Origin of the sequence: Pseudomonas sp. 2024-210 (assembly GCF_045062345.1) — a bacterium.
In the GTDB taxonomy this organism is placed as follows: domain Bacteria; phylum Pseudomonadota; class Gammaproteobacteria; order Pseudomonadales; family Pseudomonadaceae; genus Aquipseudomonas.
In genome coordinates this window covers 134,897-161,758 of the sequence record NZ_JBJGEJ010000008.1, presented here as the reverse complement: position 1 = coordinate 161,758, position 26,862 = coordinate 134,897, and the positions used below count along the sequence as shown (strand labels likewise).

20 protein-coding genes are annotated in these 26,862 nt (G+C 54.2%); 13 read left to right on the top strand and 7 right to left on the bottom strand.

Annotation, left to right across the window (positions count from 1 at the left end; all coding sequences use genetic code 11):
* Positions 1-12 precede the first annotated feature (12 nt).
* Entirely contained in the window at positions 13-6,132 is a 6,120-nt protein-coding gene (locus ACI7MX_RS13825) for a M3 family metallopeptidase (RefSeq protein ID WP_405588972.1), read from the top strand.
* Between the two features lie 23 nt (positions 6,133-6,155).
* On the opposite strand, the gene ACI7MX_RS13820 is transcribed toward ACI7MX_RS13825, so the two are convergent.
* Complete coding sequence (locus ACI7MX_RS13820) at positions 6,156-7,013, bottom strand: LysR substrate-binding domain-containing protein (protein WP_405588975.1); 858 nt, start codon at positions 7,011-7,013, stop codon at positions 6,156-6,158.
* 114 nt (positions 7,014-7,127) lie between these two features.
* Here ACI7MX_RS13820 and ACI7MX_RS13815 point away from each other — a divergent pair, with 114 nt between their 5' ends.
* Positions 7,128-8,237, top strand: coding sequence for a 2-aminoethylphosphonate--pyruvate transaminase (locus tag ACI7MX_RS13815; RefSeq protein ID WP_405588978.1), 1,110 nt, complete (start codon positions 7,128-7,130; stop codon positions 8,235-8,237).
* A 68-nt stretch (positions 8,238-8,305) separates the two neighbouring features.
* The gene (gene phnX, locus ACI7MX_RS13810; RefSeq protein WP_405588981.1) at positions 8,306-9,133 is read left to right on the top strand and encodes a phosphonoacetaldehyde hydrolase; all 828 of its coding nucleotides are present in this window, start codon (positions 8,306-8,308) and stop codon (positions 9,131-9,133) included.
* Between the two features lie 98 nt (positions 9,134-9,231).
* On the opposite strand, the gene ACI7MX_RS13805 is transcribed toward phnX, so the two are convergent.
* Positions 9,232-9,792 carry an NADPH-dependent FMN reductase gene (locus ACI7MX_RS13805; protein WP_405588984.1) on the bottom strand — a complete coding sequence of 187 codons (561 nt, stop codon included), beginning with the start codon at positions 9,790-9,792 and terminating at the stop codon, positions 9,232-9,234.
* 195 nt (positions 9,793-9,987) lie between these two features.
* On the opposite strand from ACI7MX_RS13805, the gene ACI7MX_RS13800 reads away from it, so the two are divergent.
* On the top strand, positions 9,988-10,209 hold the full coding sequence (locus ACI7MX_RS13800) for a hypothetical protein (protein ID WP_314489190.1): 222 nt from the start codon (positions 9,988-9,990) through the stop codon (positions 10,207-10,209).
* Between the two features lie 94 nt (positions 10,210-10,303).
* On the top strand, positions 10,304-11,215 hold the full coding sequence (locus ACI7MX_RS13795) for a LysR substrate-binding domain-containing protein (protein ID WP_405588987.1): 912 nt from the start codon (positions 10,304-10,306) through the stop codon (positions 11,213-11,215).
* Between the two features lie 76 nt (positions 11,216-11,291).
* Here ACI7MX_RS13795 and ACI7MX_RS13790 read toward each other — a convergent pair whose 3' ends face one another.
* The 4 genes from ACI7MX_RS13790 to ACI7MX_RS13775 form a co-directional block, all read right to left on the bottom strand.
* Entirely contained in the window at positions 11,292-11,855 is a 564-nt protein-coding gene (locus tag ACI7MX_RS13790) for a GNAT family N-acetyltransferase (RefSeq protein ID WP_314489196.1), read from the bottom strand.
* Between the two features lie 48 nt (positions 11,856-11,903).
* Positions 11,904-12,662, bottom strand: a complete 759-nt coding sequence (gene dnaQ / locus ACI7MX_RS13785) for a DNA polymerase III subunit epsilon (protein ID WP_405588991.1) — start codon at positions 12,660-12,662, stop codon at positions 11,904-11,906.
* Positions 12,655-13,107, bottom strand: coding sequence for a ribonuclease HI (gene rnhA, locus ACI7MX_RS13780; RefSeq protein ID WP_153380995.1), 453 nt, complete (start codon positions 13,105-13,107; stop codon positions 12,655-12,657). Before rnhA ends, dnaQ begins: the two co-directional genes overlap by 8 nt.
* Before the next feature lie 86 nt (positions 13,108-13,193).
* The gene (locus ACI7MX_RS13775) at positions 13,194-13,952 is read right to left on the bottom strand and encodes a methyltransferase domain-containing protein (RefSeq protein WP_405588995.1); all 759 of its coding nucleotides are present in this window, start codon (positions 13,950-13,952) and stop codon (positions 13,194-13,196) included.
* 73 nt (positions 13,953-14,025) lie between these two features.
* On the opposite strand from ACI7MX_RS13775, the gene gloB reads away from it, so the two are divergent.
* The 8 genes from gloB to fabI all read left to right on the top strand — a co-directional run bounded on the left by gloB (position 14,026) and on the right by fabI (position 24,649).
* Positions 14,026-14,805, top strand: a complete 780-nt coding sequence (gene gloB / locus ACI7MX_RS13770; RefSeq protein ID WP_405588998.1) for a hydroxyacylglutathione hydrolase — start codon at positions 14,026-14,028, stop codon at positions 14,803-14,805.
* 98 nt (positions 14,806-14,903) lie between these two features.
* Positions 14,904-16,304 (top strand): transglycosylase SLT domain-containing protein, encoded by a 1,401-nt coding sequence (locus tag ACI7MX_RS13765; RefSeq protein ID WP_314489209.1) that lies wholly within the window; start codon positions 14,904-14,906, stop codon positions 16,302-16,304.
* A gap of 156 nt (positions 16,305-16,460) precedes the next feature.
* Positions 16,461-18,290 carry an extracellular solute-binding protein gene (locus tag ACI7MX_RS13760; RefSeq protein WP_405589002.1) on the top strand — a complete coding sequence of 610 codons (1,830 nt, stop codon included), beginning with the start codon at positions 16,461-16,463 and terminating at the stop codon, positions 18,288-18,290.
* On the top strand, positions 18,287-20,128 hold the full coding sequence (locus ACI7MX_RS13755) for an extracellular solute-binding protein (RefSeq protein ID WP_405589005.1): 1,842 nt from the start codon (positions 18,287-18,289) through the stop codon (positions 20,126-20,128). The genes ACI7MX_RS13760 and ACI7MX_RS13755 overlap by 4 nt, the downstream gene beginning before the upstream one ends.
* Positions 20,129-21,202 (top strand): microcin C ABC transporter permease YejB, encoded by a 1,074-nt coding sequence (locus ACI7MX_RS13750; protein WP_122786090.1) that lies wholly within the window; start codon positions 20,129-20,131, stop codon positions 21,200-21,202.
* A gap of 1 nt (position 21,203) precedes the next feature.
* Positions 21,204-22,223 (top strand): ABC transporter permease, encoded by a 1,020-nt coding sequence (locus ACI7MX_RS13745; RefSeq protein ID WP_405589008.1) that lies wholly within the window; start codon positions 21,204-21,206, stop codon positions 22,221-22,223.
* A gap of 1 nt (position 22,224) precedes the next feature.
* Positions 22,225-23,835, top strand: a complete 1,611-nt coding sequence (locus ACI7MX_RS13740) for an ABC transporter ATP-binding protein (RefSeq protein ID WP_405589011.1) — start codon at positions 22,225-22,227, stop codon at positions 23,833-23,835.
* Positions 23,836-23,854: 19 nt separating this feature from the next.
* On the top strand, positions 23,855-24,649 hold the full coding sequence (fabI, locus tag ACI7MX_RS13735) for an enoyl-ACP reductase FabI (protein WP_003441378.1): 795 nt from the start codon (positions 23,855-23,857) through the stop codon (positions 24,647-24,649).
* A 177-nt stretch (positions 24,650-24,826) separates the two neighbouring features.
* Here the strand turns inward: fabI and ACI7MX_RS13730 are convergent, their stop codons facing one another.
* On the bottom strand, positions 24,827-26,698 hold the full coding sequence (locus ACI7MX_RS13730; RefSeq protein ID WP_405589015.1) for a SurA N-terminal domain-containing protein: 1,872 nt from the start codon (positions 26,696-26,698) through the stop codon (positions 24,827-24,829).
* Positions 26,699-26,862: the final 164 nt, after the last annotated feature.

The following is a 26,862-nucleotide window of genomic DNA, read 5'->3' as shown; positions in this document are numbered from 1 at the left end:
CAGGAAGAGATCATGCAAGCCTACAACCCACTATTGTCTTCTTATGACTTACCGCCATTTGCCACTGTTCGCGCAGAGCATCTGGCGCCTGCCATCGAAAAAATCCTTGCCGACAGCCGCACGAAAGTCGCTGAAATTATTTCAAGCCAGACGCCTTTAGCCACATGGGACGATCTGGTGCTGGCGATGGATGATGTGAAAGCGCGGCTTGATGAAACGTTGCATTTGATCGATTTAATCAGCTCGGTGACTACCCACGATACGTGGCTAATGGCTGCAAAACACAGCACACAACAACTGACAACCTACAAAACAGAACTGGCACAGAATCGGGAATTATCGGTTTTGTATGAGAACCTCGCCAACAGCCCGGCAGCGGCCCTGTTCGATAGCGCGCGCCAAAGGGTATTGCAACAAAAAGCGCGTGAATTTCGATCTACAGGCATCCACCTTCCAGCCATTCAATTGCGCCGGGTGGTCGAGTTAAAAGCAGACATTCAGGCGCGCGAAACGGCGATCAAATTTCACGCTGAGCAAACCCGTCAGACCAGGGGCCTGCACATCAAAGACGAATTGCTGCTGGGCGGCCTCCCACAACCAATCAAAATGCGTATGGCGGCATACGCCCAGCAGAAGAACATTGAAGGCTGGTGGATCAACCTGAGTGATGAACTATTTCGCTCGTGCATGCTGCATGCCGAACATCGACCGTTAAGACAAGCGTTATGGATGGCCCATCATTCAACAACCTTGACCGCAACACTTCCTGACCCACCCTTTGTGGAAGCTGATGAGATGGCTTTACTCCTGACTGATCGCCATGAACTAGCCAACTTGCTGGGGTATGACAACTTCGCTCACTTGGCCCTCGAGGAACAGATGGCCGAGACTCCTGATCAAGTGCTGACGTTTATGCGCAATATCCTAAAGGAACAGAGGCGTATTTTTGACAATGAGTCCATGCAGCTTCATCAGTTAGCGCCCCTGCACGGCATTACCGATGTACAACCTTGGGACTATGAATTCCTGGCAGAAAAGATCCGTCAGCAACACGCCGTATCCCCAGAAGCGCTAAGCGAATACTTTGCCCTCGACACTGTTCTGAACCGGTTATATCAATTTGCACAAATCATGTTCGGCATCGAGCTGCTTGAACGTTCGGATTTTGAACCCTGGCAAGAGGATGTACGCCTTATCGAAGTCCGTGAGCATGGCGAGGCTATCGGCTATTTGTTCATAGACCCCTACCAACGAGCAGTGAGTGACGCATCCGTTACCACACTGGGTTTGCGAAATCGCCGTCTGACCGCAGAAGGGCAAATTCGATTGCCGATTGCCGTCATGCGTTTCACATTCACACCCGGTACGACGCATACACCTTGTCTGCTTGAATACACTCAGTTGCGAATGGTGCTTCACGAATTTGGTCACGGCTTGCAACACGTGCTGACTGGCGGTGTTTACGGAGATCTATCCGGACTAAAAGGGTTGGGGCATGACTCCCAGGAGTTTGCTAGCCAAGTCATGGAGCAATGGTGCTTTTGCAAAGAGTTCGTGCTCTGGATGTCCAGTCACTATCAGACAGGCGCATCGATACCTGAAGCGATGATTGATCGGCAGATGACGCTGATCCGCACCCAAACCAGCTGGGCTACCGCACATTTAATGCTGAACATGCTGTTCGATTTTGAGCTGCATCGCAGCTTTGGCGACGGTCGAACCATTCAACAGGTTTTTGATGAGTTAAGTGCCGAGGTCGGGCACTTGCACTGGCCGAGTCATACACATGCGAGCAACACCGCACAATTGATTGCCGCAACCCCGGGGGCCAGGACTTACTCTTATAAATGGTCGGGTGTTTTGGCCAGTGCAGCTTTCGAGCTATTTGTGGCCCGTGGAGTTTTCGACCCGGCTACAGGGCGGGCCTTTCGAGTTGCATTTTTCACACAGGGCACCTCTCGATCGCTGTTAACGTTACTGGAAGTATTCCTTGGAGATATCTACTCAAACCCTTTGATTAAGCTCCCTAACGGTAATGGTAAAGGCGCCTTGCAGGCTGATGGCGCGGTGGACGAAACCACCGTACATACGGAAAAAGTAAGCGCTTCACAACAATTGATGCTGCGTTTGAACAATGAATTTGCCCGGCCCTCGGACATTGCTACGCAGCACCTGAATGACTGGCTCAAGACCACATTCCCCTCAATGGGTCAGGACTTGAACGCAAGTGAACTATCACTGCGCACTTTCAAGAATGACCCCGAAGACCAAGCGAACAAACGTACGGTGACGCAATCCGTCCCCCTGATCACACTGTTTTGGCACGCAATTGCCGGCCATTTGGATACACGCACCCTTTTCCTCAATTTGGACGACATCGAGCTTGTTCATACTCAAGGTGACATAACGCAGGTTCCAGCGGTGCTTAACAGCAATGGCGCAAAAATAAAACTCGAGCGGTTGTTAGTCACAACGCTTGCTGTGTCATATCAACGACACGTCGAGAGGGCATTTAACGATTTCTGGGATTCACCTGCTGAGTACAGTCAGGAGCGCAGTGTCAGCGAGTGGCTAGCGCTTCAATTCAGTAGCCAACTAAGGGCTCAGGTAGATCTTCACCTGTTAGATACGGCGTTGAGCCCGGATATGCACAAAGCGGTCACGGACTATGCGCTGTCAGCCCCCGACGCACATCTGCGCAAAGAAATGACGGCCAGTATACGACCAGGGGTTTATCGCTTGAGCCATACACCAGAGGGTTGGGGGTTTAGCGTTCCCATACCCTGTGCGGTCGTGTTTACACAGCATGATGACGAGTCGGGCCAGGCGCTGCTGTACAGGCTGGGTGAAGCATTGGAGGTATACACACATCTGAATGAGCTGAAAATCGACCTTACGCAAGACGGTGATGATCAAGATCAGGTGCACATCGCGCCCCTGACAGATAACTTCCTCACCTGCCTGGTCAACGACTTGCGTAAAGAGCAAAAAGCAGCCATCAACCACGTGTTATTGCAGGGTCCGCAAACAGAAGAAGACATCCACACGTGGGTGGTTCGACTGGATGCCGCTGCAGACATCGGCACCCGGCTCGATTTGGCAGGCGCCATGGACGAACGCGAATTGCGCCTGAGTCAGAAAAAACAAAATGACTGGTTAAATGCCAATACCTACGTCACAGGTGCAGACCGTTTGGCCTGGTGGAAAGCGGTTCAGGACCTGCACAGCAGTGTGCAGGCCCATTCGACACTGCCACCAGACCCCGTGATGCTAGGGACCCCTGATGCCCTTCGCCAATGGACCCGAACATTATTGACGCGCCTGATCGCTGAAAAATATGACCCGGCAGACCCGGACCAAATATTAGTGGGCATCGAAAAAAACATAATTGACCCCCATGCGCCCAAAGGCAGCTCTCCCTTTGATTCAGGTGTGGCTTTGCACTCGGTTCCAACATTCTTTCAAGACCTGCGATCCATGACTGAATGGGCGATGTCAAACCTGACACCGGACGAACGCAATGCCTTGCACCCAAGCATAGAAGGGCCACTGAGTTTTGAGCAGATTGTCGACATCATCGAGCGCGCCAATGTCGGGGCTCGCCTGGCCTACACTCTGCCGTCACTGGCCCGAGAACGTCAGGCCGAATGGATGTCCCTCAAAGAGAAACAGATGCGGGCTCAACTGTGGTCAGCGCATATCTCGGGTGACCTGATCTACAACCGGGACAATACCGAATTGAATCTGGTGCTGGCAGCACTGGACAGTCCCTCCCCGCTTGGACGAAACAAAGTCAATGGGCACGAGGTGGTTGTCCACCAATTTAAATATGGCGCCAGCGTCATCAAGGACCTGATCGGGTTTGGCGTAGCCAGTGTGCCCAGCCGACCTTCACTGACCCTGTACACACCGCACGCCCCGGACGGCAAGATGTTCAGAACGGTTGAAGCCCAAAACACCCGAGGACTGCGCGCCAGCGTGGCACACGCACTGACTGCAACACCTGAAATGGCCCGCTGGATGATTTCGCATTTGCCTTTGACTGAACAGGCCGAGCCATTGATCAGCCTGACACGGTCGCCGGACTCACTCTCATTTGGCGAGAAATTAAAAACCGTTACTCAATCTATTTTCTATGCCGCAAAAAGGCGGTTCGAAGCTGACTTGGCGATAAAAATGGTCAGCGCCGTGGTTGAGGGTGATCTGTTTAAAACGCTGCACGAGACCCAGTTAGCTCACGCACTGCAAACCGCAGATGTACTGACCGTGACCAACGCCGAACGTAACAGCTCCGCGGCTCAAGAAGGTCGCATCCGGGGGGTCACCTTAATCACAGGTGTATTTTCGTTGTACCCCACAGGCCGGCTGGGTGGAATTTTGGCACGTTCTATCTTGCCCGTGATGGCTGGGGGCGCTGCGATTTCAGCAATCCAGGATGAAGGGGGCAGTTTCAGCCAATGGGCCAAGGATTTTATCAGTGGCCTGGGGGAAGTACTGGCTGAAGCGGGTCAGGATCTGATCATGGCCAAGGTCAGAGGTCGGCGTAGAAAAACACGCCCCCCACTTTCTCGCTTGGTCAACATGACCGATCCGCAGTTAAAGCCTTACCGGGTGGATACGAAACAGTGGCTTCCCAAAGACCCTATCCCTCTCGAAAACGGTATTTATCAAGAACGAAACGGGCTTCATCAGTATGTGAAGGCAGGAGCAGACTGGTTTTTAAGCCGCGTACCCGTTGGCGGCAAACGGATTATTTATCACCCCACAAAACATGGAGGTCTCGGCGTTGCGCGCGAACTTTTTCGAGAAAATGGGGCATGGCGACTCAAACCTCTGGAGCACCATACCCGAGGAGGTATGGGCGGCGTATTGGGACGAACACCGCAAACCCCCGAGCAGAAGACACGCAGTGCACTGTTGGAAGGCATATTGGCCAAACCGATGCGACGAAGTGCCGGTACTGTGCAAGCGGCAAGGGACCTGATTGATTCAATGCCCGACGAGCTGGTCACCCGCTTGCTTGAAGAAAGCATGGCGCAATTCGATACCCGCAGCATTGAGCGTTTTCGCCAATTAATCAGCGACCTTAATCAGGGCCGAACACGCTTCACTGCACATGAGCCAAGCCATAGAAATTTAATTTACAAATATGATGTGTGGCATGCCGTTGACTACCTGACTAAAAAAATCAAAGCCGAACTACCGGATGTAGACATTGCAGATGAAAGTCGAATCAAACTATTTGACTTGGCCCTCCCGCTTAAAAATACGTTTATTGATAAGAGCGGTAATTTTAATTTCGAAATGGGCATTTTGAACGACAAAATTTCTGGCGCGAAGGTCATTGTACTCACCGGCCAAAGCGGAAAAAGCAAAACAGAGCTCGGTAAATTAATACGCGATCAAGAAGAATTAAAGAACGCTACTGAAGCCAAAAGTACACAGGCACTCGTCACCCAGCTTCAACTGCCTGAAACGGCTACACAGGCCAGCCTTCAGGCAATCAATGATTATCTTGCAGTGCCTCAACACCAGGCTGAGCATCGACAGTTACAACGCCAGATTTTCCGAGAGGAAATGAGCGCCCGGAACAAACTGGGCCTGTTAACGGAAATCCGAAGCAAACAGCTGCCGTACTTCATCGTCAACAAAGGAATCAAACAGCCGAAACTTCAAGTCACCAGCAAAGAGGACGTCAACCATTTTTTCAATACGCTTACGAAATACACCGAGCCCTTTGAAACGCAAGCTTTGACTAAAACAACAACCCATAAAGTGACCGGCTCGACTCAAACGCCTGAGACGGTTGACACTTCTGCAACCTCCGCAACATCAGCCATTGAAAACACATTTAGGGTTGAAACCAGTGCGCTGGCCGATACACAGATGGCTTATGAAAATTTCCCGGAGGCGGCGAGAACCAAAGTTAATGAAGTGATGGAAGATATCCGTGCAGGCAGGGTAACGACCAAGAAAATTCGCGGTTATTACTGGTACGACATGGCTCAGCTAGATCCTGGCACAGGCAGAGGCGCCTGGCGGGCAGCGTTCGAAAGAAGGGGTAACACTTGGGAACTACAAGGTTTTTATGATTACCACAGGGATCAACCCGCCGCCATATGGGGTGAATAATAACTTCAAGGCCGTGATTTACATCATTGCCCCAGCGCCATAAATGTTTTGATCAATCGCAACTCTGCACGGCGCTCCATGCAACCGAGCATGTGCCGATTGATCAAACCCTCACCTTTTATCTGCACGGCCCTGACACGAGGGTCAGGGCTGGTTTCAGCCGACGATACAATTCCAATACCCAACTGGGCAGCCACGGCTTCAGTAACCGCTTCGCGGCTGTCCAGTTCAAGCAGGACCCTGGGCTTGACGCCTGCCTGGGCGCAAGCACTATCGAATGTGCGGCGGGTGATGGAAGTAGGTTCACGTAACACCATAATTTCCTGGTGCAATTGCCCAATATCAATGCCCTCCTCCAGCGACAGCCAGGTATGACCCACAGGGACGAGCACGCACACGCGAGACGCCTCCAGTAGCTGAAGCGTTAATCCTTGACGCGGCTCGACTTCGGTCAGAACAGCCACATCAACATGCTCGCAAAGCAGCGCAGCCAATGTCTCCTGTGCATTGCCCAAACGTAAATTGACGGTGACCCCAGGGTATTGCTCCCGCAGTCTGGCCAACAAGGGCATCACAAGGTGCGGCCCATCGGCAGCGACTTCAAGCCGCCCTGTGAGTAACTGGCGATTGGCCTCAAGCATCACCTGCGCTTCATCCACCAGACCAAACATGGCGCGAGTAATAGCGGCCAGTTTTGTGCCTTCTTCGGTCAACTCCACCCGCCGAGCCGTTCGCCTGAGCAAGGTGATCTGGTAATGCTCTTCAAGCGCTTTGACATGCCCGGTGACAGCGGGCTGACTGATAAACAGACGGGCAGCTGCGCGGGTAAAACTGCCTTCGCGCGCAACAGCGTCAAAAGCGCGCAATTGAAACAAATTCATATCTATAAGCCTCGCTGATGGCTGGCATAACAACAAACAATTTGATTGATATCAACTCAAACTGCAATTTATGCCGTGTATTCAGTAGCTATCCCCGCGTTTGAGGAACCACGAATGAGCACTGTAGCGCCGATCCTGCTGACCCCTGGCCCGCTGACAACCTCGGCCCGGACACGCCGCGCCATGATGGTCGACTGGGGATCATGGGATGACGGCTTCAACCAATTGACGGCCCATGTGTGTCAGCAGTTATCCGCCATCATTAACGCCGCAGACAGCCATCACTGCGTGCCCTTACAAGGCAGCGGCACCTTCGCGGTCGAAGCGGCCATCGGCACATTGGTGCCACGCGATGGTCATGTATTGGTACTGATTAATGGCGCATACGGGAAACGCCTGGCAAATATCTGTGAGGTACTGGGCCGTCGCTTCAGCACCTTTGAAACGGTAGAAGACCAACCCACCACGGCCAGCGACGTTGAACGCCTGTTACGGGCAAACCCAAGCATCACTCATGTGGCAGTGATCCACTGTGAAACCAGCACGGGGATGCTTAACCCGCTTGCAGACATTTCTGCTGTCGTCGCTCACCAGGGTAAAGGCCTGATCATCGACGCCATGAGCTCCTTTGGCGCCTTGCCCATCGACGCACAAAAAATCCCCTTCGACGCACTGATTGCTGCCTCCGGTAAATGCCTGGAAGGTGTCCCCGGGATGGGCTTTGTCTTTGCTCGCAAAACTTCACTCGCCAATGCTGCCGGTCATTCGCACTCATTGGCGATGGACTTGCACGACCAACAAGCCTATATGGCGAAAACCGGGCAATGGCGCTTTACCCCACCCACCCACGTGGTGGCCGCCTTGCACGAAGCGCTGGTGCAATACCACGAAGAAGGGGGTTTGCCCGGGCGTTTCAAACGCTATGCCAATAACTGCCAGACGCTGCTCGACGGCATGGCCAGACTCGGCATACGCAGCTTCCTGCCCGAAGCGATTCAGGCGCCGATTATCGTCACCTTTCACGCCCCACAAGATTCGCGCTATCAATTCAAATCATTCTACGAACGCGTCAAAGCCAAAGGTTTCATCCTCTATCCGGGCAAATTAACCGAGGTCGAGACTTTCCGTGTGGGCTGCATCGGCCACGTCAGTCAGGACGATATGCAGGCGGCCGTGAACGCTATTGGCGAGGTTTTACAAGAAATGGAAGTGCAGCACTTCTAATCGCATTGCCTATGTGCAAGTCATCTTTTTTCCGAACGGCACCGCCCGCTCACACAGGACTTACCGACATGAACTACACGAACCCCTGCAAGCTTCAAGCTGCCATCCTCGACTGGGCGGGTACTGTGGTCGATTTTGGCTCGTTTGCGCCGACACAGATTTTTGTCGAAGCCTTTGCCGAATTCGACGTGCACGTTTCAATTGAAGAAGCACGAGGACCGATGGGCATGGGCAAGTGGGACCACATTCGTACCCTATGTGACCAGCCGCAGATCAGCGAGCGCTATAAAAAGATATTCGGCCATGCGCCGACCGACGAAGACGTCACCGCGATCTACGAGCGCTTTATGCCGCTGCAGATCGAAAAAATAGCCGAGCATTCGTCACTGATTCCCGGGGCATTGGAAACCATCGCAGCCTTGCGTGAACAAGGCCTCAAAATAGGTTCGTGCTCAGGTTATCCGGCACAAGTGATGGCCAAAGTCGTCGAGTTGGCGGCTACTAACGGTTATATAGCCGATCACGTCGTGGCCACGGACGAAGTCCCGAATGGTCGCCCCTGGCCCGCTCAAGCATTGGCTAATGTGATCGCTCTGGGCATTGATGACGTGGGTGCCTGCGTCAAGGTCGATGACACGACGCCAGGCATCCTCGAAGGACGTCGTGCAGGTATGTGGACTGTTGCGCTGGTGTTTTCCGGCAACGCACTGGGCCTGACGTACGCACAATATCAGGCACTGGATGCCCAGACCCTTATCGCGGAGCGCCAGCGCATCCATGCGCTGTTCCAAAGTGCTCGACCGCACTATTTGATCGACACCATCACCGATCTGCCACGGGTGATTGCCGACATCAACCAACGGCTCAGCAATGGCGAAATGCCACAGAGCAGTTGATTTATAGGGGCAGCTACACGTTGCAAGCTTCAAGCTGCAAGTTTAAAGCCCGCAGCTCGCAGCTCGTAGCTCGTAGCTCGTAGCTTGTAGCTGCCCCCTCACCCCTTATGCTGGCGTTCAACCCACTGGGCGAATGCGTCGATGAATTTCTGTAGAAACGGTCGAGTTTTCTCTGACAATTTTCCTGATTCTTCAAAGGCTGCCCCCGCACCGCCCAGATAAGCCTCTGGTTGCTGCATGCACGGCACATCAAGAAACACCAGCGATTGGCGTAAGTGATGGTTAGCCCCAAAGCCGCCAATTGCACCCGGCGAAACACTGATCACAGCACCCGGCTTACCACTGAACGCACTTTGCCCATAAGGGCGCGATCCCACATCGATAGCGTTTTTTAACGCACCTGGCACAGAACGGTTGTATTCAGGCGTCACAAAAAGAACGGCATCGGCGCTGCGTAACTGATCACGAAAAGCGGTGTAAGCCGCAGGGGGTGGCGTGACGTCAATGTCTTCGTTGTACAACGCCAGCTCGCCAATTTCGACGATGTGCAGTTTCAGAGAGGGTGGAGCCAGTTCTGCCATCGCAAGGGCGACTTTGCGATTGATGGAATCCTTTCTCAAACTGCCGACCAACACGGCCACGCTGTAGACCTTGCTCATGGAAAACACCTAGTCTGTGGTTGTAGGACGTTAGTTATAGATGATCGGACGCATTTCTTGCACCCCATTTCACCCGAGTAGCCCGCAAGCCTGTAAAGTAGCCAGACAATTTTTTTCACATGGCTAAACTTCCCCTGCTGATCAACGGTCTACAGAACCGCAAATTGGGTGTTTATCTCCAGAGGTTCTCTACAAATGGCGGCAGTTCTAGTTGGGCAATTTCATGCAAGAGACGCGGAAGGTCGTGTCTATTCCGTGCATGAGTTTGAAAATTCCGAAGCAACAGGTGAACAACCCGCAATAACCTACAAACTGGCTATTGGCGATCGCGTTAAGAAGATCGATGAGGAGCATTACGAACTCGTTCAATCAGGCGTTACCCTGATCCGCGACCCGGCTCCAGTTATCACGGCTTAACCTGCTTGTCCGGCATAGCGCTGAAGTCACAGGATGAGACTTGGGTCAGGCTTCACAACGCTGAAACCTCATCGGCTGAACATGGACTTCACGCATGCGTTTACGCCATATCGAAGTGATACAGGCTATTTTGCAAACGGGCAGCCTCGCCCATGCAGGCGAGTTGCTGCAATTGCCGATAGCCACCGTCAGCGCTACGCTTCATGAGGCCGAGCAACAGCTCGGCCTCATGCTGTTCGCCAATGTCCGCGGCCGTCTTCAAGCCACCCGTGAAACGCTTCAACTACAACCCCTGGCTAACCAGCTTTATCTGGACTTCGAACCTTTGCGCCTGCTTGGCGATGCCTTGCGCCAACCCATGGAAGCACCCTTGCGCGTGGTCTGTAGCGAAACATTGACGCAACCCTTACTGCCTCAAAACATCGCTTCATTAAGACGCCGTTTTCCTGATACCCCAACGACCTTAAGCAGCCAGCCACTGACTGAAATCGTACGCCGCCTGCTGATGGATGAAGCCGATGTCGGTTTTAGCCTCACGCCCTGCAAGCATACGGGCATCGAACACCACACACTGGCTCAAGGCAAAGTGCAGCTGCTGGCTCCCCATGGCTGGTTATCCCCCAAGAAAAAGTACATTGCCTTGCACGATCTGGCCGGACAATCGTTGATCGGCTTGCTTGACCCCGACCCCCTGAGCCGTTTGCTCGACAGCAAGCTGCACGCGTTGCAACCCGTGCCGGTGATCAACATTAGGGTTCAGAGCTATCAGATGGTGCGCAGTATGGTGGAAGCAGGCGAAGGGCTGGCACTGGTCGACCCGTTTACTGCTGTAGGCGCTAAAGACAATGGGCTGGATGTTTGCCCACTGTCACCCGCCATAGCGGTCACCCTGTATGCACTGACAAGCAAAGACCGGGTTATCAGCCCCGCCCTGTCCGCATTGCTGGACATCACACGGCTTAAGGCAGAAAGCTTGCTGGCCGATCAGGGACTGGTGACGCTTTAATGATGGCGAACACCAACCCGTAATCGCTGTCGATGAACAAAGCCTGTGATCGAGCGCAAAGCGGTTGCGTAGACGCTCAGTCGAACAACAAATACCAAAAAATCGCCACTTCGCGAGTTTGCGGATCAATGCCTCGGTAGCGTAAACAATCAATACCGCCCACCTGATACCCGCAGCGTTCATACAAACGGCAAGCGCCAATGTTGTTGTTTTGGGTCTCAAGCATGATGCCCGGCAGGTTTTTCTTAAGACTCCAGAACTTGACCACATCCAGCAATGACTTGGCCACGCCATGGCGGCGGGCACGGGCCGCAACAGCTAATTCATCAACATGGGCAAAGCCATTCCAGTTGGTGCTGACCACCACATGCCCCACTGCCTGGTTGTCCAGATAGGCCATGAAAATCGCGCTGTCAGAGCCACCGAGATAAGCCGCAAACTCATCAGGGTCAATGCCGTAGCACTTGCGGTAAGGCGTGATCATCTCCAAAGGCCAATGCTCGACCTTTTTACCCTGATCAACCTGTGCATAGGCTTTCACATCAAAGCTGAAATCATTGCCCCACACATAGGGGGCAAACCCTTCATCTGCCAGCCGTACCGAAACCTCAGGGTCCTTAGGGTGCATAACGAGGTACATGAACAATCCTTTTCTGTCGCCAAACACGGCCCTGCATTCAGATCAAGGCTATTGCAACGGTTGCCCCTTGGCATCGAGAAGTTGAGTCCATAACGAAGGCGCACCCGCCGATTTTTCAATTACAGCGAGACGTGCTGCATGTTCCGCCAGCTCCGCTTCGCTTGCACGAATGATCCGACCCGGCTGACGATCGGCCGCCAAGCGGCGAATTTCAGTGGCCTGATTGCCCGAACCCTCGCCAGAACCATTACCGTCAGAGGCGTTACCCGCCAGCGACAGGCTGGTTTGGCCACCCGTCATGGTCAGGTAAACGTCTGCCAGAATTTCGGAGTCGAGCAAAGCGCCGTGCAGTTCACGGCCCGAGTTGTCGACCCCATAACGCTTGCACAACGCATCCAGGCTGTTGCGCTGCCCTGGGTGTCGCGCTCGCGCCATCATCAACGTGTCGAGGATGGTGCAGTGCTGAGTGAGGTCAGCGCGGTCGGTCTGACCGATCAGGGCAAATTCGTTATTCAGAAAGCCCACGTCAAACGCAGCGTTATGAATGATCAGTTGCGCGCCTTTGATGAAATCAAAAAACTCGTCGGCCACTTCAGCGAATCGCGGTTTACCCACCAGAAACTCATTGGTAATACCGTGAACGCCAATCGCCCCCTCGTCGCTTTCGCGGTCAGGTTGCAGGTACACGTGGAAGTGCCTGCCTGTCAGGCGGCGGCCCATCAACTCGACACACCCGATCTCGATCACCCGGTGGCCATCGGTAACCGGCATACCGGTGGTTTCGGTATCGAGTACAACACTACGCATGCTTGATGCCCCTCATCTCGTCCACACCGCGATTGGCCAACTGGTCTGCACGCTCGTTGCCGTAATGGCCAATATGACCGCGCACCCACTCCCACTTCACAGTATGACGATTGACTTGCTCATCGAGCAGTTTCCACAAATCGGCATTTTTAACCGGTTCTTTGGCGGCGGTTTTCCAGCCACGCTTTTTCCAGTTGACCATCCACTCGGTGATGCCTTTCATCACGTACTGCGAGTCGGTCACCAGCAATACTTCGCACGGACGCTTGAGTTCTTCAAGGCCACGAATGGCTGCCATCAGCTCCATACGGTTATTGGTGGTGTTAGGTTCGCCGCCCCACAATTCTTTCTCAACGCCCTGACACACCAGCAAAGCCCCCCAACCCCCGGGGCCGGGATTGCCCTTACAGGCACCATCGGTGAACATTTCAACACTATTGCTCATTACAAACTTTCCAGAAAAGGCTGCTACGGCCTGCCAATCAAGGATCAGCAGCACCCGGGGCCGAGTGAATTCGACCCGACATAAAATTAGGGTTCAGTGTGACGCCGAGTGACTTTGGCCATCGGCAGCGGAATCAGCTTGCCCATCGGCTCACGGCGCATCGGATTGACCGGACGCAGGCCCACCACTATTTTGCGCGCGACCAATACATAGAAGCCGCCACCGGCCAATTGCCAGCCTCCCGCCTTGCGCTCCCAGCCCGCCAAACGGCTTTGCCAGGCAGCAGATGCCAGCGGCGGACGATAGCACCCGAAGCGCCGTTTCTCCAGCGCAAAGCCCAGCAAATTCAGCCAGTCCGCGACCCGAGAAGGCGAAATACAACGCGCTTTGGACAACGCATCCTTGGCAAAAACATGCCGCAGACCCCAACTGCTCCACGGGTTTATGCCCACAATCAACAAGTGCCCGCCAGGTCGCACACTACTGGCGGCTTCACGCAACAAGCCATGGGGCGACAGGCAGAAATCCAGGCCATGCTGCAACACCACGACATCGGCAGCATGCTCACATAACGGCCACGCTTGCTCTTCACAGAAGATTTCGACGCCGGGCAGCGGCGCGCCCAAACGCACATTGCGCTGCACTTGCGGTGCCTTGGGCGGGGTGTCGGCACCGGGGCCGTAATGCACCAGATAACCGCCAAAAAACCGCCCCAGTTCGTCCTCCAACACCCGCTGCTCGTCTTCGAGCAGCAACTGCCCGTGCGGGCCGGACAACCATTCTCGCGCCGAGCTGATCAGCGCCAGCCATTCCGGATCGGCCTGAGCCAATACTTTATCGGTCATTGCTCCTCCAACTCGCCATGTGGGTATCACAGGACCTAAGATGCGCCTTTGTTTCGAACATTGGAATTGCGCCATGTTACAGATCGACGCCCTACCCGCCTTCAGCGACAACTACATCTGGTTGTTACAAGACACAACGAATCAACGTTGCGCCGTGGTCGATCCGGGTGACGCCGCACCTGTTCTGGACTGGCTGGCCCTGCATCCGGATTGGGTGCTCAGCGACATTCTGATCACCCACCACCACGCCGATCATGTGGGCGGGGTGTTGCCACTTCTTCAACACACTAACGCGAAGGTCTGGGGGCCGGCACTTGAGAACATTGCGGGCCGACAAGTGGCGCTCAATGACAATGATTCTATTGAAGTGCTTGGCCTTAAGTTCGACGTAGTGCTTGTTCCGGGCCACACACTGGGTCATATCGCCTATTACCACTACGATGCATCGACTCCCTTATTGTTCTGCGGAGACACCTTGTTTGCAGCAGGCTGTGGTCGACTGTTCGAGGGCACTCCCGAGCAAATGTATCACTCGCTAAGCCGCCTGGCTTCACTGCCTCCGCAAACTGCGGTGTTCTGCGCGCACGAATACACACTGAGCAATCTGCGCTTTGCCCAAGCAGTAGAACCCGACAACAAAGACATTGCAGCGCGTACCCTGGAAGTCCAGCAATGGCGAGATCAGGGCCGTACCAGTCTGCCATCATCTATTGCACTCGAATTACGCACTAATCCATTTCTACGGATCAACGAAACATCTGTTAAAGAAAAAGCTGACGAGTGGAACAAGCGCAACAACAACTCGCCCAGTGCGGTATTTGCCAGCTTGAGAAGCTGGAAAGATAAGTTCTGATCATGCCCGCGGTTAACCCATAAATTCTGAACAGTTGACCGCGCCCCACCTGCTTTCTAGAATCGCCCGACATTTTTGCCCGAACTTTTCTTTAGCCAATGTCATCATTCATAGGTAACTCCATTAATTCAGATGCATTGACGCGCTTGGTTAAAGCCATCGCGGTAGCTGTATCCGCCACCCTCGCGGGCTGCCAATCCATGGATCACTCGGCCCAACCTGCCGAACGGGCCAGTCTTAAAATAACTAAACGTATCCCTCAAGAGCCCCTCTGGCTCAGCGCCAAACCCAGCCCCGTAGCGCCACAAGATGTGTGGGAGCGGATGCGCCAGGGTTTCAAATTGCAAGATGGCCAAAACGTTAACCCCCGCATCGAACAACAGCGCCTTTGGTTTGCCAGCAACCCCTCTTTTCTCGAAAACGCTGGCGAACGCGGCAGCCTCTATATTCATTACATCGTTGAGCGCCTCGAAGAACGCAACATGCCGCTGGAGCTGGCCTTACTGCCAGCCATCGAAAGCGCCTACAACCCAATGGCTTACTCCCACGCCAATGCCGTCGGGTTATGGCAGTTCATCCCCTCAACGGGGCGCTACTTCAATTTGCGCCAGACCCGCGCCTACGATGGCCGTCGTGATATTACCGCCTCGACAATCGCCGCTCTGGACTACCTGAACCGCCTGCACGACATGTTTAACGGTGACTGGTTGTTGGCGCTGGCAGCTTACAATGCAGGTGAAGGCACGGTCAGCCGAGCCATTGAACGCAACGAAAAACTGGGTTTGCCGACTGACTACTGGAACCTGCCTCTGCCGCAGGAAACCAAAGACTACGTCCCCAAGTTACTGGCGCTCTCCCAAGTGGTTCTGGCCCCTGAGGCCTATGGCATCAACTTGAACCCGATTGCCAACGAACCCTACTTTGAAATGGTCGAAATCAAACAGTCGATGGATTTGTCGCGTGTTGCTGCGCTGGCCGAGATCGACGAAGACGAGATGTTTCAGCTCAACCCGGCCTACAAACAACGTGCAACCACCGAGGGCCCACAGCTTTTGCTGGTGCCCACAGCCAAAGCCCAGTTGCTAACGGCCAGCTTGTCCAACCTCAGCTCCGACCAGTTGGTCAGTCTGCGTCCCAACAAACCGGTGTTCGACAAAGTTGTGAGCACATCGACCGCGCGCCTGAACCGCAAGTACCGGGTTAAAAGCGGCGATAACCTGACCCTGATTGCGAAAGCCAACAAGGTCAATGTCAAAGACTTGCAGCACTGGAACAAACTCAGCGGCAACAACCTCAAGGCCGGCCAGATTCTGGTCATGCAAGACACACGCAAGCCAGCCACCAAAAAACCGACGCAGTACAAAGTTAAAAAAGGCGACTCGCTGTACATCGTTGCCAAGCGATTTAACGTTCAGATGCAACACCTCAAACGCTGGAACCCGAACAGTGCCAAAGCCCTTAAGCCCGGACAAATGCTGACGGTATCCAAACCGCGCTAAGCCGACAGTTGGGCCCCCTACGGGTAAGTAGAGTCCTAATAACAATCAGGACGTTACTTACCCGTAGTGCTTTCCAGAGCAGCCTTTTTCCTACAGATACAAGCTGTTACTGTACGGAAACCCTAAGCCCAATGCCTGGATCGGATCTCTGCCTTGATGCGTCCCCTCCTCCCGCTATTTATCAGCCTGGCCTTGAGCTTTCCCGCAGGCGCTGCCCTCAGCGAAAGCCACGGCTATGCGCAGTTCGGCACACTCAAGTACCCGGCCACCTTCACCCATTTCGACTGGGTGAATCCCGACGCCCCAAAAAGCGGGACGCTTAAGATCATGGCGTTTGGCACCTTTGACACCCTCAACCCCTATACCTTTAAAGGCACGAGCCCGGTTTCGACTGCCAATTTCCTGCAATACGGCGTCAACGAACTGAACGAGACCCTGATGGCCGGCACCGGACAGTACGCCCCTTCAGGGGACGAGCCGACCTCCAGCTACGGCCTGATCGCACAATCGGTGGAATACAACGAGGACCGCAGCTGGGTCGTATTTAACTTACGGCCTGAAGCGAAGTTTCACGACGGTGCTCCGATTACCGCCTACGACGTAGCCTTTTCATACAACCTCCTTCTCAAAGAAGGCCATCCGCAATACCGGACCAACCTTCAAGAAGTTCAGCGCGTGGACATTCTGGGGCCCAAGCGCATTCGCTTTGTCTTCAAACGCTCCGGCAATCCGCTGTTGATTTTACGCTTGGGCGAATTGCCGGTTCTGCCTCAGCACTACTGGGCAACGCGTGACTTCAAAGCCACAACGTTTGAGCCACCGCTAGGCAGTGGCCCTTACCGTATTACCAAGGTTACGCCGGGACGACAGCTGGTTTTTGAACACGTCAAAAACTGGTGGGGAGCCAATCTGCCGGTCAATCGCGGCAAATATAACTTCAGCCGTGTGCAGGTTGAGTTCTATCGCGACAGCGATGTGGCGTTCGAAGCATTCAAGGCGGGTGAATTCGATATCTATATCGAGCATCAGGCCAAGAACTGGGCCAATGGCTATAAATTCCCGGCCGTGCGCCGAGGAGATGTCATAAAAGCCGAAATCACCCACCAGATTCCGACGCAAACCCAGGGGCTGTTTATGAATAGCCGACGCAGCACCTTTGCGGACACAAAAGTACGCGAAGCACTGGGCTTGATGTTCGATTTTGAATGGACTAACCGCGCGCTGTTCAACGGCGCCTATAAGCGCGCCATCAGCTATTACCCAAACAGCGAATTCTCGGCCAGCGGCCTTGCTCAAGGTCACGAGTGGTTAATGCTGTCCCCGTGGCGTAGCCAGCTGCCACCCGAGCTGTTTACACAGGCATTTGCCTTGCCGCGTACCGAAGGTCAGGGCATCCCCCGTGAAACCCTGCGCCATGCCTTGAAACTGCTGAATGAAAGCGGCTGGAAGCTGTCAGAACAACGCTTGCTCAACAGCGACGGCACCCCGTTGCGTTTCGAAATACTGCTGGTAAACCCCAACCTTGAGCGCATATTGCAGCCTTACGTTGAAAACCTGGCCAGTATTGGTATTGATGCACGACTGCGTACGGTGGATCGCGCCCAGTACAAACAGCGACTCGATCAGTTCGACTTCGACATGATCTTGATGACCCTCGACCAAACCTTGAGCCCCGGCCTTGAACAGTGGCAGTACTTCCACTCAAGCCAGGCCAACGTCAAGGGCAGTAAAAATTATGCAGGCGTTGCGAGTCCGGTCGTCGATCAACTGCTTGAACGCCTCTTGGCCGCACAAACCCGCGAAGAACAATTGGCCGCGGGCCGGGCGCTGGATCGCGTTCTGCTCTGGCAGCACTACAGCATCCCTAACTGGTATCTGAATTATCACCGCCTGGCGTACCGCAACCGGCTCGCCTTCGTGACTACGCCGCCCTATACATTGGGCCTCAGTGCGTGGTGGCTAAAGACTACGGAGAAAACCCAATGATGCCTTTGCGTACGTTGCTCAAACCGTTGAGTGGCCTGCTATTGGCCAGCCTTGCCTGTGCGGCACTGGCGGCCCCACAGCATGCGTTGACACTCTACGATGAGCCGCCCAAATACCCGGCCAACTTTAAGCATGTCGATTACGTCAACCCGGATGCGCCCAAAGGGGGAACCTTTCGAAAATCATCGCTCGGCAGCTTCGACAGCCTTAATCCGTTTATCAACAAAGGCGTTCCGGCAGACGATATTTCGCTAACGTTCGACACGCTGGCCCGGCAAACCCTGGATGAGCCTTTCACCGCTTATGGTCTGATCGCCGAAAAAATTGAAAAAGCCCCTGACAATAGTTGGGTGCGCTTTTACCTGCGTCCAGAAGCCAAGTTTAACGATGGCCATCCAATCCGCGCCGAAGACGTTGTCTTCAGCTTTGACACCCTCATGAAAAATGGCTCGCCCCTGTTCAAGGGTTATTACAGCGACGTTGATCAAGCCATCGCAGAAAATCCGCTCCAAGTGAAGTTCACCTTCAAGCACACCAAAAATCGCGAATTACCGTTAATTCTTGGCCAGCTTCCCGTGCTGCCCAAGCACTGGTGGGAAACACGCGACTTTACCAAAGGCAACCTTGAAGTTCCGGTGGGTAGCGGCCCTTACACCATCACCGAGATCAAGCCCGGACGCTTTATTCGTTATGAGCGCAACAAGGATTACTGGGGCAAAGACCTGCCCATCAACAAGGGCTTGTACAACTTCGACACGATCACCGTCGATTACTTTCGCGACAATAGCGTGGCCTTTGAGGCACTCAAGGCCGGGCAGTTTGATTATTGGCAAGAAATCAGCGCCAAAAATTGGGCCAGCGCCTACAACGCGCCGGCCTTTACTCAAGGTCGCTTGAAAAAAGAAGAAATCCGCAATTACAACCCGACCGGCATGCAGGGTTTTGTGTTCAACCTGCGCAAACCGATGTTCCAGGATGTGCGGGTGCGTGAAGCGCTTAGCCTGTTGTTCGACTTTGAGTGGGCCAATAAACAACTGTTCAGCGGCGCTTACGCACGCACCGGCAGTTATTTTGAGAATTCAGAAATGGCGGCCAAGGCACCGCCCAGCGAAGCAGAGCTGGCGATTTTGAAACCTTTGCGCGGGCAGATTCCTGATCAAGTGTTCACTGACGTATTCAAACCCAATGTCACCGACGCCAGCGGCATGATCCGTGACCAGCAACGTCGTGCTTATCAACTCTTGCAAGAGGCCGGCTGGCGCATCGTCGACGACAAAATGGTCGATGCGCAGGGCAAACCGGTGAAAATCGAGTTCCTCTTGGCGCAAACCGAGTTTGAGCGAATCCTGCTGCCCTACAAACGCAACCTCAGCGACCTGGGTATCGACCTGCAAATTCGCCGGGTTGATACCTCTCAGTACCTCAACCGTCTGCGCTCGCGCGATTACGACATGATTGTCGGCAGCTTCCCGCAATCCAGTTCACCCGGCAGCGAACAACGTGAATACTGGGAATCGCAGAGTGTCGACAAGCCCGGCAGTCGAAACTTCATCGGCCTCAAAGATCCGGCCATTGATCAATTGACTGAAGGCCTGATCAATGCCGAATCCCGACAAAGCTTGATCAACCATGCCCGCGCACTGGATCGCGTCCTGCAATGGGGCTTCTATGTCATTCCCAACTGGCACATCAAGACCTGGCGCGTAGCTTATTCCAGCCATATCGGTCATCCCGAGATCACACCCAAGTACGACATCGGCACTGAAACCTGGTGGGCGAAACCTGATTCACAACCTGCGAAACCCCTTCAACCTGAAAGCGCGAGCCAGGAGCCTTAAATGCTGGCTTATATCATCAGGCGACTGCTGCTGATCATTCCGACCTTGTTCGGGATTCTACTGATTAACTTCATCATCATTCAGGCCGCACCTGGCGGCCCGGTTGAACAGATGATTGCCAAACTCGAAGGCTTTGATGGCGCCACCAGCCGTATCGCGGGCGGCGGTTCTGAAGTCTCGGTGGCGGGGGCCAATTACCGGGGCGCACAAGGGCTGGATCCGGAGCTGATCAAAGAAATCGAAAAGATGTACGGCTTCGACAAATCGGCCCCGGAACGCTTGTGGATCATGATCAAGAATTACGCACAGCTGGACTTCGGCGAAAGCTTTTTCCGGGATGCCAAGGTGATCGACCTGATCAAGGAAAAGATGCCTGTCTCGATCTCGCTGGGGTTGTGGAGCACGCTGATCATGTACCTGGTGTCGATTCCGCTGGGCATAGCAAAAGCCACACGACACGGCAGCCGCTTTGACGTCTGGACCAGTTCGGCGATCATTGTCGGGTATGCGATCCCGGCATTCCTGTTCGCCATCCTGCTGATTGTGGTGTTTGCCGGCGGCAGTTACCTGGACTGGTTTCCACTGCGCGGTCTGACCTCCAACAACTTTGACGAATTGAGCCTGACCGGAAAGATTCTCGACTATTTCTGGCACTTGGTATTGCCTGTTACCGCGCTGGTGATCGGCAACTTTGCAACCATGACTTTGTTGACCAAAAACAGCTTTCTGGATGAGATCAACAAACAATATGTGGTCACCGCCAAGGCCAAAGGGCTGACCAATCACCGCGTCCTGTACGGGCATGTGTTTCGCAACGCCATGCTGCTGGTGATTGCAGGTTTCCCTTCCGCCTTTATCGGGATTTTCTTTACCGGCTCTTTGCTGGTTGAGGTGATTTTCTCGCTTGACGGTCTAGGCCTCATGAGTTTTGAGGCCGCAATCAATCGCGATTACCCGGTGGTATTTGGCACCTTGTTTATTTTTACGCTGGTCGGCCTGATCGTGAAATTGATCGGCGACCTTTCTTACACCTTGGTAGACCCGCGTATCGACTTCGAAAGCAGGAAGCATTGAGATGAAATTGTCCCCGCTCAATCGACGACGTTTCGAACGTTTTAAAGCCAACAGACGCGGCTGGTGGTCGTTATGGATCTTTCTTGTGCTGTTCGGGCTGAGCCTCGGTGCGGAACTGATCGCCAACGACAAACCATTGGTTATCCACTATGACGGTGAATGGTTTTTCCCGGCCGTGAAACGTTACCCGGAGACAGACTTTGGCGGTGAGTTCCCACTCGAAGCCAACTACAAAAGCCCGTACATTCGTGAACTGCTCGCCAAAAAAGACGCTTGGGTGGTGTGGCCGCCAATCCCGTACAGCTACCAGAGCATTAACTACGACCTGAAAGTCCCGGCCCCGGCCCCGCCTTCTGCCGAAAACTGGCTGGGCACTGACGATCAGGGCCGGGACGTGCTCGCACGGGTTATTTACGGCTTTCGAATATCGATTCTGTTCGCCCTGACGTTAACCGTACTCAGTTCAATTATTGGCGTGATCGCCGGAGCGCTTCAGGGCTTCTATGGCGGCTGGGTTGACCTTGCCGGTCAACGCTTTCTGGAAATATGGTCCGGCTTACCCGTACTGTATCTGCTGATCATCCTCGCCAGCTTTGTGCAACCCAACTTCTGGTGGCTACTGGGGATCATGTTGCTGTTCTCATGGATGAGCCTGGTCGATGTGGTACGCGCCGAGTTCCTGCGTGGGCGCAATCTGGAATACGTGCGCGCCGCTCGAGCGCTGGGCATGAAAGACATGGCCATCATGTATCGCCATATCCTGCCCAACGCGATGGTGTCGACCATGACCTTCATGCCATTTATTTTGACCGGCGCCATCGGCACCCTGACGGCATTGGACTTTTTAGGCTTCGGTCTGCCGCCGGGAGCGCCGTCATTGGGCGAACTGGTTGCACAGGGCAAATCCAATCTGCAAGCGCCGTGGCTGGGCATCAGTGCCTTTGCCGTGCTGGCCATCATGCTCAGCCTGTTGGTGTTTATCGGCGAGTCCGCTCGCGATGCGTTCGACCCGAGGAAATGAGATGACGCAGGAAAATCTGATTGAAGTGCGTGATCTGTCCGTCGAGTTTGTCAGCGGTGAACACCCGCATCGTGTGGTCAAAGGCGTCAGTTTTGACATCAAACGAGGTGAAACCCTGGCACTGGTCGGCGAAAGCGGCTCAGGTAAATCGGTCACCGCACATTCGATTTTGCGCTTGCTGCCCTACCCGCTTGCCCGCCATCCAACGGGCAGCATTCTGTATGGGGGACAAGATCTGTTGAACCTCGATGAGAAAAAGCTTCGGCATGTACGCGGCAATCGCATCGCCATGATTTTTCAAGAGCCCATGACCTCGCTCAACCCGCTGCACTCAGTTGAGAAACAAATCAACGAAGTACTCGGGATTCATAAAGGAATAACCGGCAAGCAAGCCACTGCACGCACGCTGGAGCTGCTTGAACTGGTAGGCATAACTCAGCCTCACAAACGCCTGAAAGCCCTTCCACACGAGCTGTCAGGCGGGCAGAGACAACGCGTCATGATTGCGATGGCCTTGGCCAACGAGCCGGAACTGTTGATCGCCGACGAACCGACCACTGCACTGGACGTTACGGTGCAGTTGAAAATCCTCGATTTGCTAAAGGATTTACAAGCCCGCTTGGGCATGTCCCTGTTACTGATCACTCACGATTTGAACCTGGTTCGACGAATTGCGCACCGCGTATGTGTCATGCAGCGAGGTTCAATCGTCGAACAAGCATCGTGTGAACAGCTGTTCCGTTCACCGCAGCATCCATACACACAGGAGCTGCTGAATGCGGAGCCCAGCGGAGACCCGGCCAACACTGTGGCGGGTCCAACATTGCTGGAGGTCGAGGACCTGAGAGTCTGGTTCCCGATAAAAAAAGGGCTGATGCGTAAAACCGTTGATTACGTGAAGGCCGTCGACGGCATAAACTTCAGTCTGCGTCAGGGTCAGACCCTGGGTATCGTAGGGGAAAGCGGATCAGGCAAATCGACACTCGGTCTGGCAATTTTGCGTTTGATTGCCAGCAAGGGCCTGATCCGCTTTGAAGACAAACGGCTAGACTCCATGTCTCAGCAAGAAGTCCGCCCCTTACGACGGGAAATGCAGGTGGTGTTCCAGGATCCGTTTGGCAGCCTCAGCCCACGCATGAGCGTCAGCGAGATTGTCGGTGAAGGCTTGCGCATTCACCGAATGGGCACTGCCGAGGAGCAGGAAATCGCAATTATTGAAGCCTTGCGAGAAGTAGGTCTGGATCCGGAAACCCGGCACCGCTACCCTCACGAGTTTTCAGGTGGGCAACGGCAGCGAATCGCCATTGCCCGTGCACTGGTTTTAAAACCGGCGTTGATTCTGCTGGACGAACCAACCTCAGCGTTGGATCGGACCGTACAACGCCAGGTTGTTGAGCTTTTACGCTCACTGCAACTCAAGTACAACCTGACGTATTTGTTTATCAGCCATGACCTGGCTGTCGTCAAAGCGCTGAGCCACCAGTTGATGGTGGTCAAGCATGGCCAAGTGGTCGAACAGGGTGATGCGCAAAGTATCTTTGCCTCACCGCAACATCCATATACACAACAGCTGCTGGAAGCCGCCTATTTGGCACCAGTGGCTGTCGATTAATCTGATAGAGGAACAACACATGGGTTTTCTCGCCGGTAAGCGCGTCCTGATCGTCGGTGTCGCTAGCAAACTGTCCATCGCTTCAGGCATTGCTGCCGCCATGCACCGTGAAGGCGCTGAACTTGCTTTCACTTATCAGAACGAAAAGCTTAAAGGCCGCGTTGAAGAGTTCGCAGCAGGCTGGGGCTCAAACCCTGAACTGTGCTTCCCTTGCGACGTTGCCAGCGATGAAGAAATCGCCAAGGTCTTCGAAGACCTGAGCAAAAAATGGGATGGCCTGGACTGCATCGTTCACTCCGTAGGTTTCGCCCCGGGCGACCAACTGGACGGCGACTTCACCGACGCCACCACCCGTGAAGGTTTCCGCATTGCTCACGACATCAGCGCTTACAGCTTCGTGGCCTTGGCCAAAGCTGGCCGCCCAATGATGAAGGGCCGCAATGGCAGCCTGCTGACCCTGTCCTACCTGGGCGCAGAGCGCACCATGCCGAACTACAACGTGATGGGCATGGCCAAAGCCAGCCTGGAAGCGGGCGTACGTTACCTGGCAGGCAGCCTGGGCCCTGAGGGCACTCGCGTTAACTGCGTATCGGCTGGCCCGATCCGCACCCTGGCAGCTTCGGGCATCAAGAACTTCCGCAAGATGCTGGCGGCCAACGAAGCACAGACGCCTTTGCGTCGTAACGTCACCATCGACGAAGTCGGCAATGCCGGCGCCTTCCTGTGCTCCGATCTGGCATCGGGTATCAGCGGCGAAATCATGTACGTAGACGGCGGCTTCAACACCACCGCAATGGGCAGCCTCGAAGAATAAACCTTCGTTAAAGCCGCTTCTCAAAACGCCCGGTGCAGTCTATGCACCGGGCGTTTTGCATTTATCAAACGCTTCCACGTTACTCCTCGTCCCGGCTACAGGAATAAGGGCAAAAGCGTGCAAAAAAAATGGCCGCTCAAAGAGCGGCCATTTTCAGTGAAGCTGGCGATCTAACGCTTAGTAGCGCTCGACCTTAGCCTCGTTTTCCAACTGCTTGCGGTACGCAGCAAAGTCTTGCTGACCTGCACGCGAGGAGAGGTAGCGACGGTAATCTGCTTTCTCTTCTTCAGTCGGCTTCGCAGCATCGTTGACGCCATTCAGGCGTAGCACAACAACAGTGCCATCGGCCAACGTCACACTGGCAAACGTAGGCTTGTCAGCGGCGACAGGCTTAGGCATCCGGAAGACAGCTTGCAGTACAGCCGGGTCAATCCCCTCCTGTGCCCGCGCAACGGCTTCCTGAACCTTCCACGATTGACCATCAACAGGCTGATTCAAAGGCAGCTTGCCTTCGCGTAGCTCTTTGATGATTTCATCAGCACGTGTTTTCGCTGCCGAGCTGGCGCGCTCTTTGACCAATTGTGCACGTATGCTTTCAGACACGGCTTCAAGAGGCAATTGCTCAGGCTTGCGATGCTCTTTGACACGCAACACTACGACAGTCTCAGGATCGAGTTCGATCGCTGTGCTGTTGGCGCCCTCATCCATCACCTCAGTGCTGAAAGCAGCCTGAATGACGTCACGATTGGCTGCAATGCCCTTACCACCCTGACGACCAAACGGTTCGGAGGTGTGCACGGTCAACTTGAGTTCTTGTGCTGGCTGAACCAGGTCAGACGCTTCAAACGCAGAGTCTTCCAACTGCTTGGTCGCATCCACAAAGAGGCGCTCAACCTGCTGGGTTTTCAAGTCACGCGTCAGCTTGTCTTTCAGGCTGGCAAAGCTTGGAACCTCAGGCGCTTCAACGCCCAGCAACTTGATCAGGTGATAGCCAAAGCTGGTGCGAACCGGCTCCGACACCTGGTCCTGTTTCAACGCATAAACAGCAGCTTCAAACTCAGGATCGTATACGCCTGTCCCCGCGAAGCCCAAATCACCGCCATTGGCAGCTGAGCCCGGGTCTTGCGAGAACTCTTTGGCGAGAGCCTCGAAGCTTTCACCCTTGGCCAGACGCTGCTGAATCTCAGCGATCTTGGCTTTAGCTTGTTCGTCGCTCACCTTGTCATTGACTTCGATCAGGATGTGCGCGGCGCGGCGTTGCTCAGCCAGGTTGGCAATTTCCTTCTGATAAAGTGCTTGCAGCTCATCATCCTTGACCGTTACCTGATCAAAGAAGGAAGACTTCTTCAACTCGATGTAGTCAATCACGACCTGATCGGGCGTCATGAACTCCTTGGCATGCTCGTCGTAGTACGCCTTGATTTCGTCGTCGCTCAGTTTCACCGCAGCCGGGTCGGCCTTGATGTTCAGCGAAGCGAAATCACGGGTTTGTTTATCGAGACGGGCGAAAGCGTTCACTTGCTCATCGGTCACAAAACCACTGCCGGCCAAACCGGCACGCAGTTGACCAATCAACATTTCCTGACCCAGCATTTCGCGGAATTGCAGACGACCGTAACCCAACTGACGAATCACCTGATCGAAACGCTCAGGGCTGAACTGGCCGTTTTCCTGAAACTCAGGCGTCTGCAGGATAACTTGATCCAGAGCCGCTTCAGAAAAGGAGAACTTCGCGTTATTAGCGCCCTGCAACAGCAGCTTGCGATCGATCAACCCTTTAAGGGCAGCTTCACGCAGCATTTTTTCATCGAGCAATGAAGCATCGAAATCCTTGCCAAGCTGTTGCATCAACTGACGACGTTGCATGTCTACAGCCTGACTCAGCTCTACCTGCGTGATCTCTTCGCCGTTAACCTTGGCCGCATCCTTGCTGGTTGAGGTGGCTTGAAAAATGGCATCGAAACCGGTCAACGCCATTAACGCGACGATGACTCCGATGATCGTTTTGGCAATCCAACCTTGTGAATTGTCCCTGATATTTTGCAGCATGCTTCCCCCAGAAACGGTCTTGCACAATGAGCAACCGTGGAGCGTGGGTAGAGTCCGGATAGAAGAAAGGCGCATCCGAGGATGCGCCTTTTCTTAACTGGCGGAGCGGACCGGGCTCGAACCCGCGACCCCCGGTGTGACCTGCTGATGTTGCCATCAGCTGC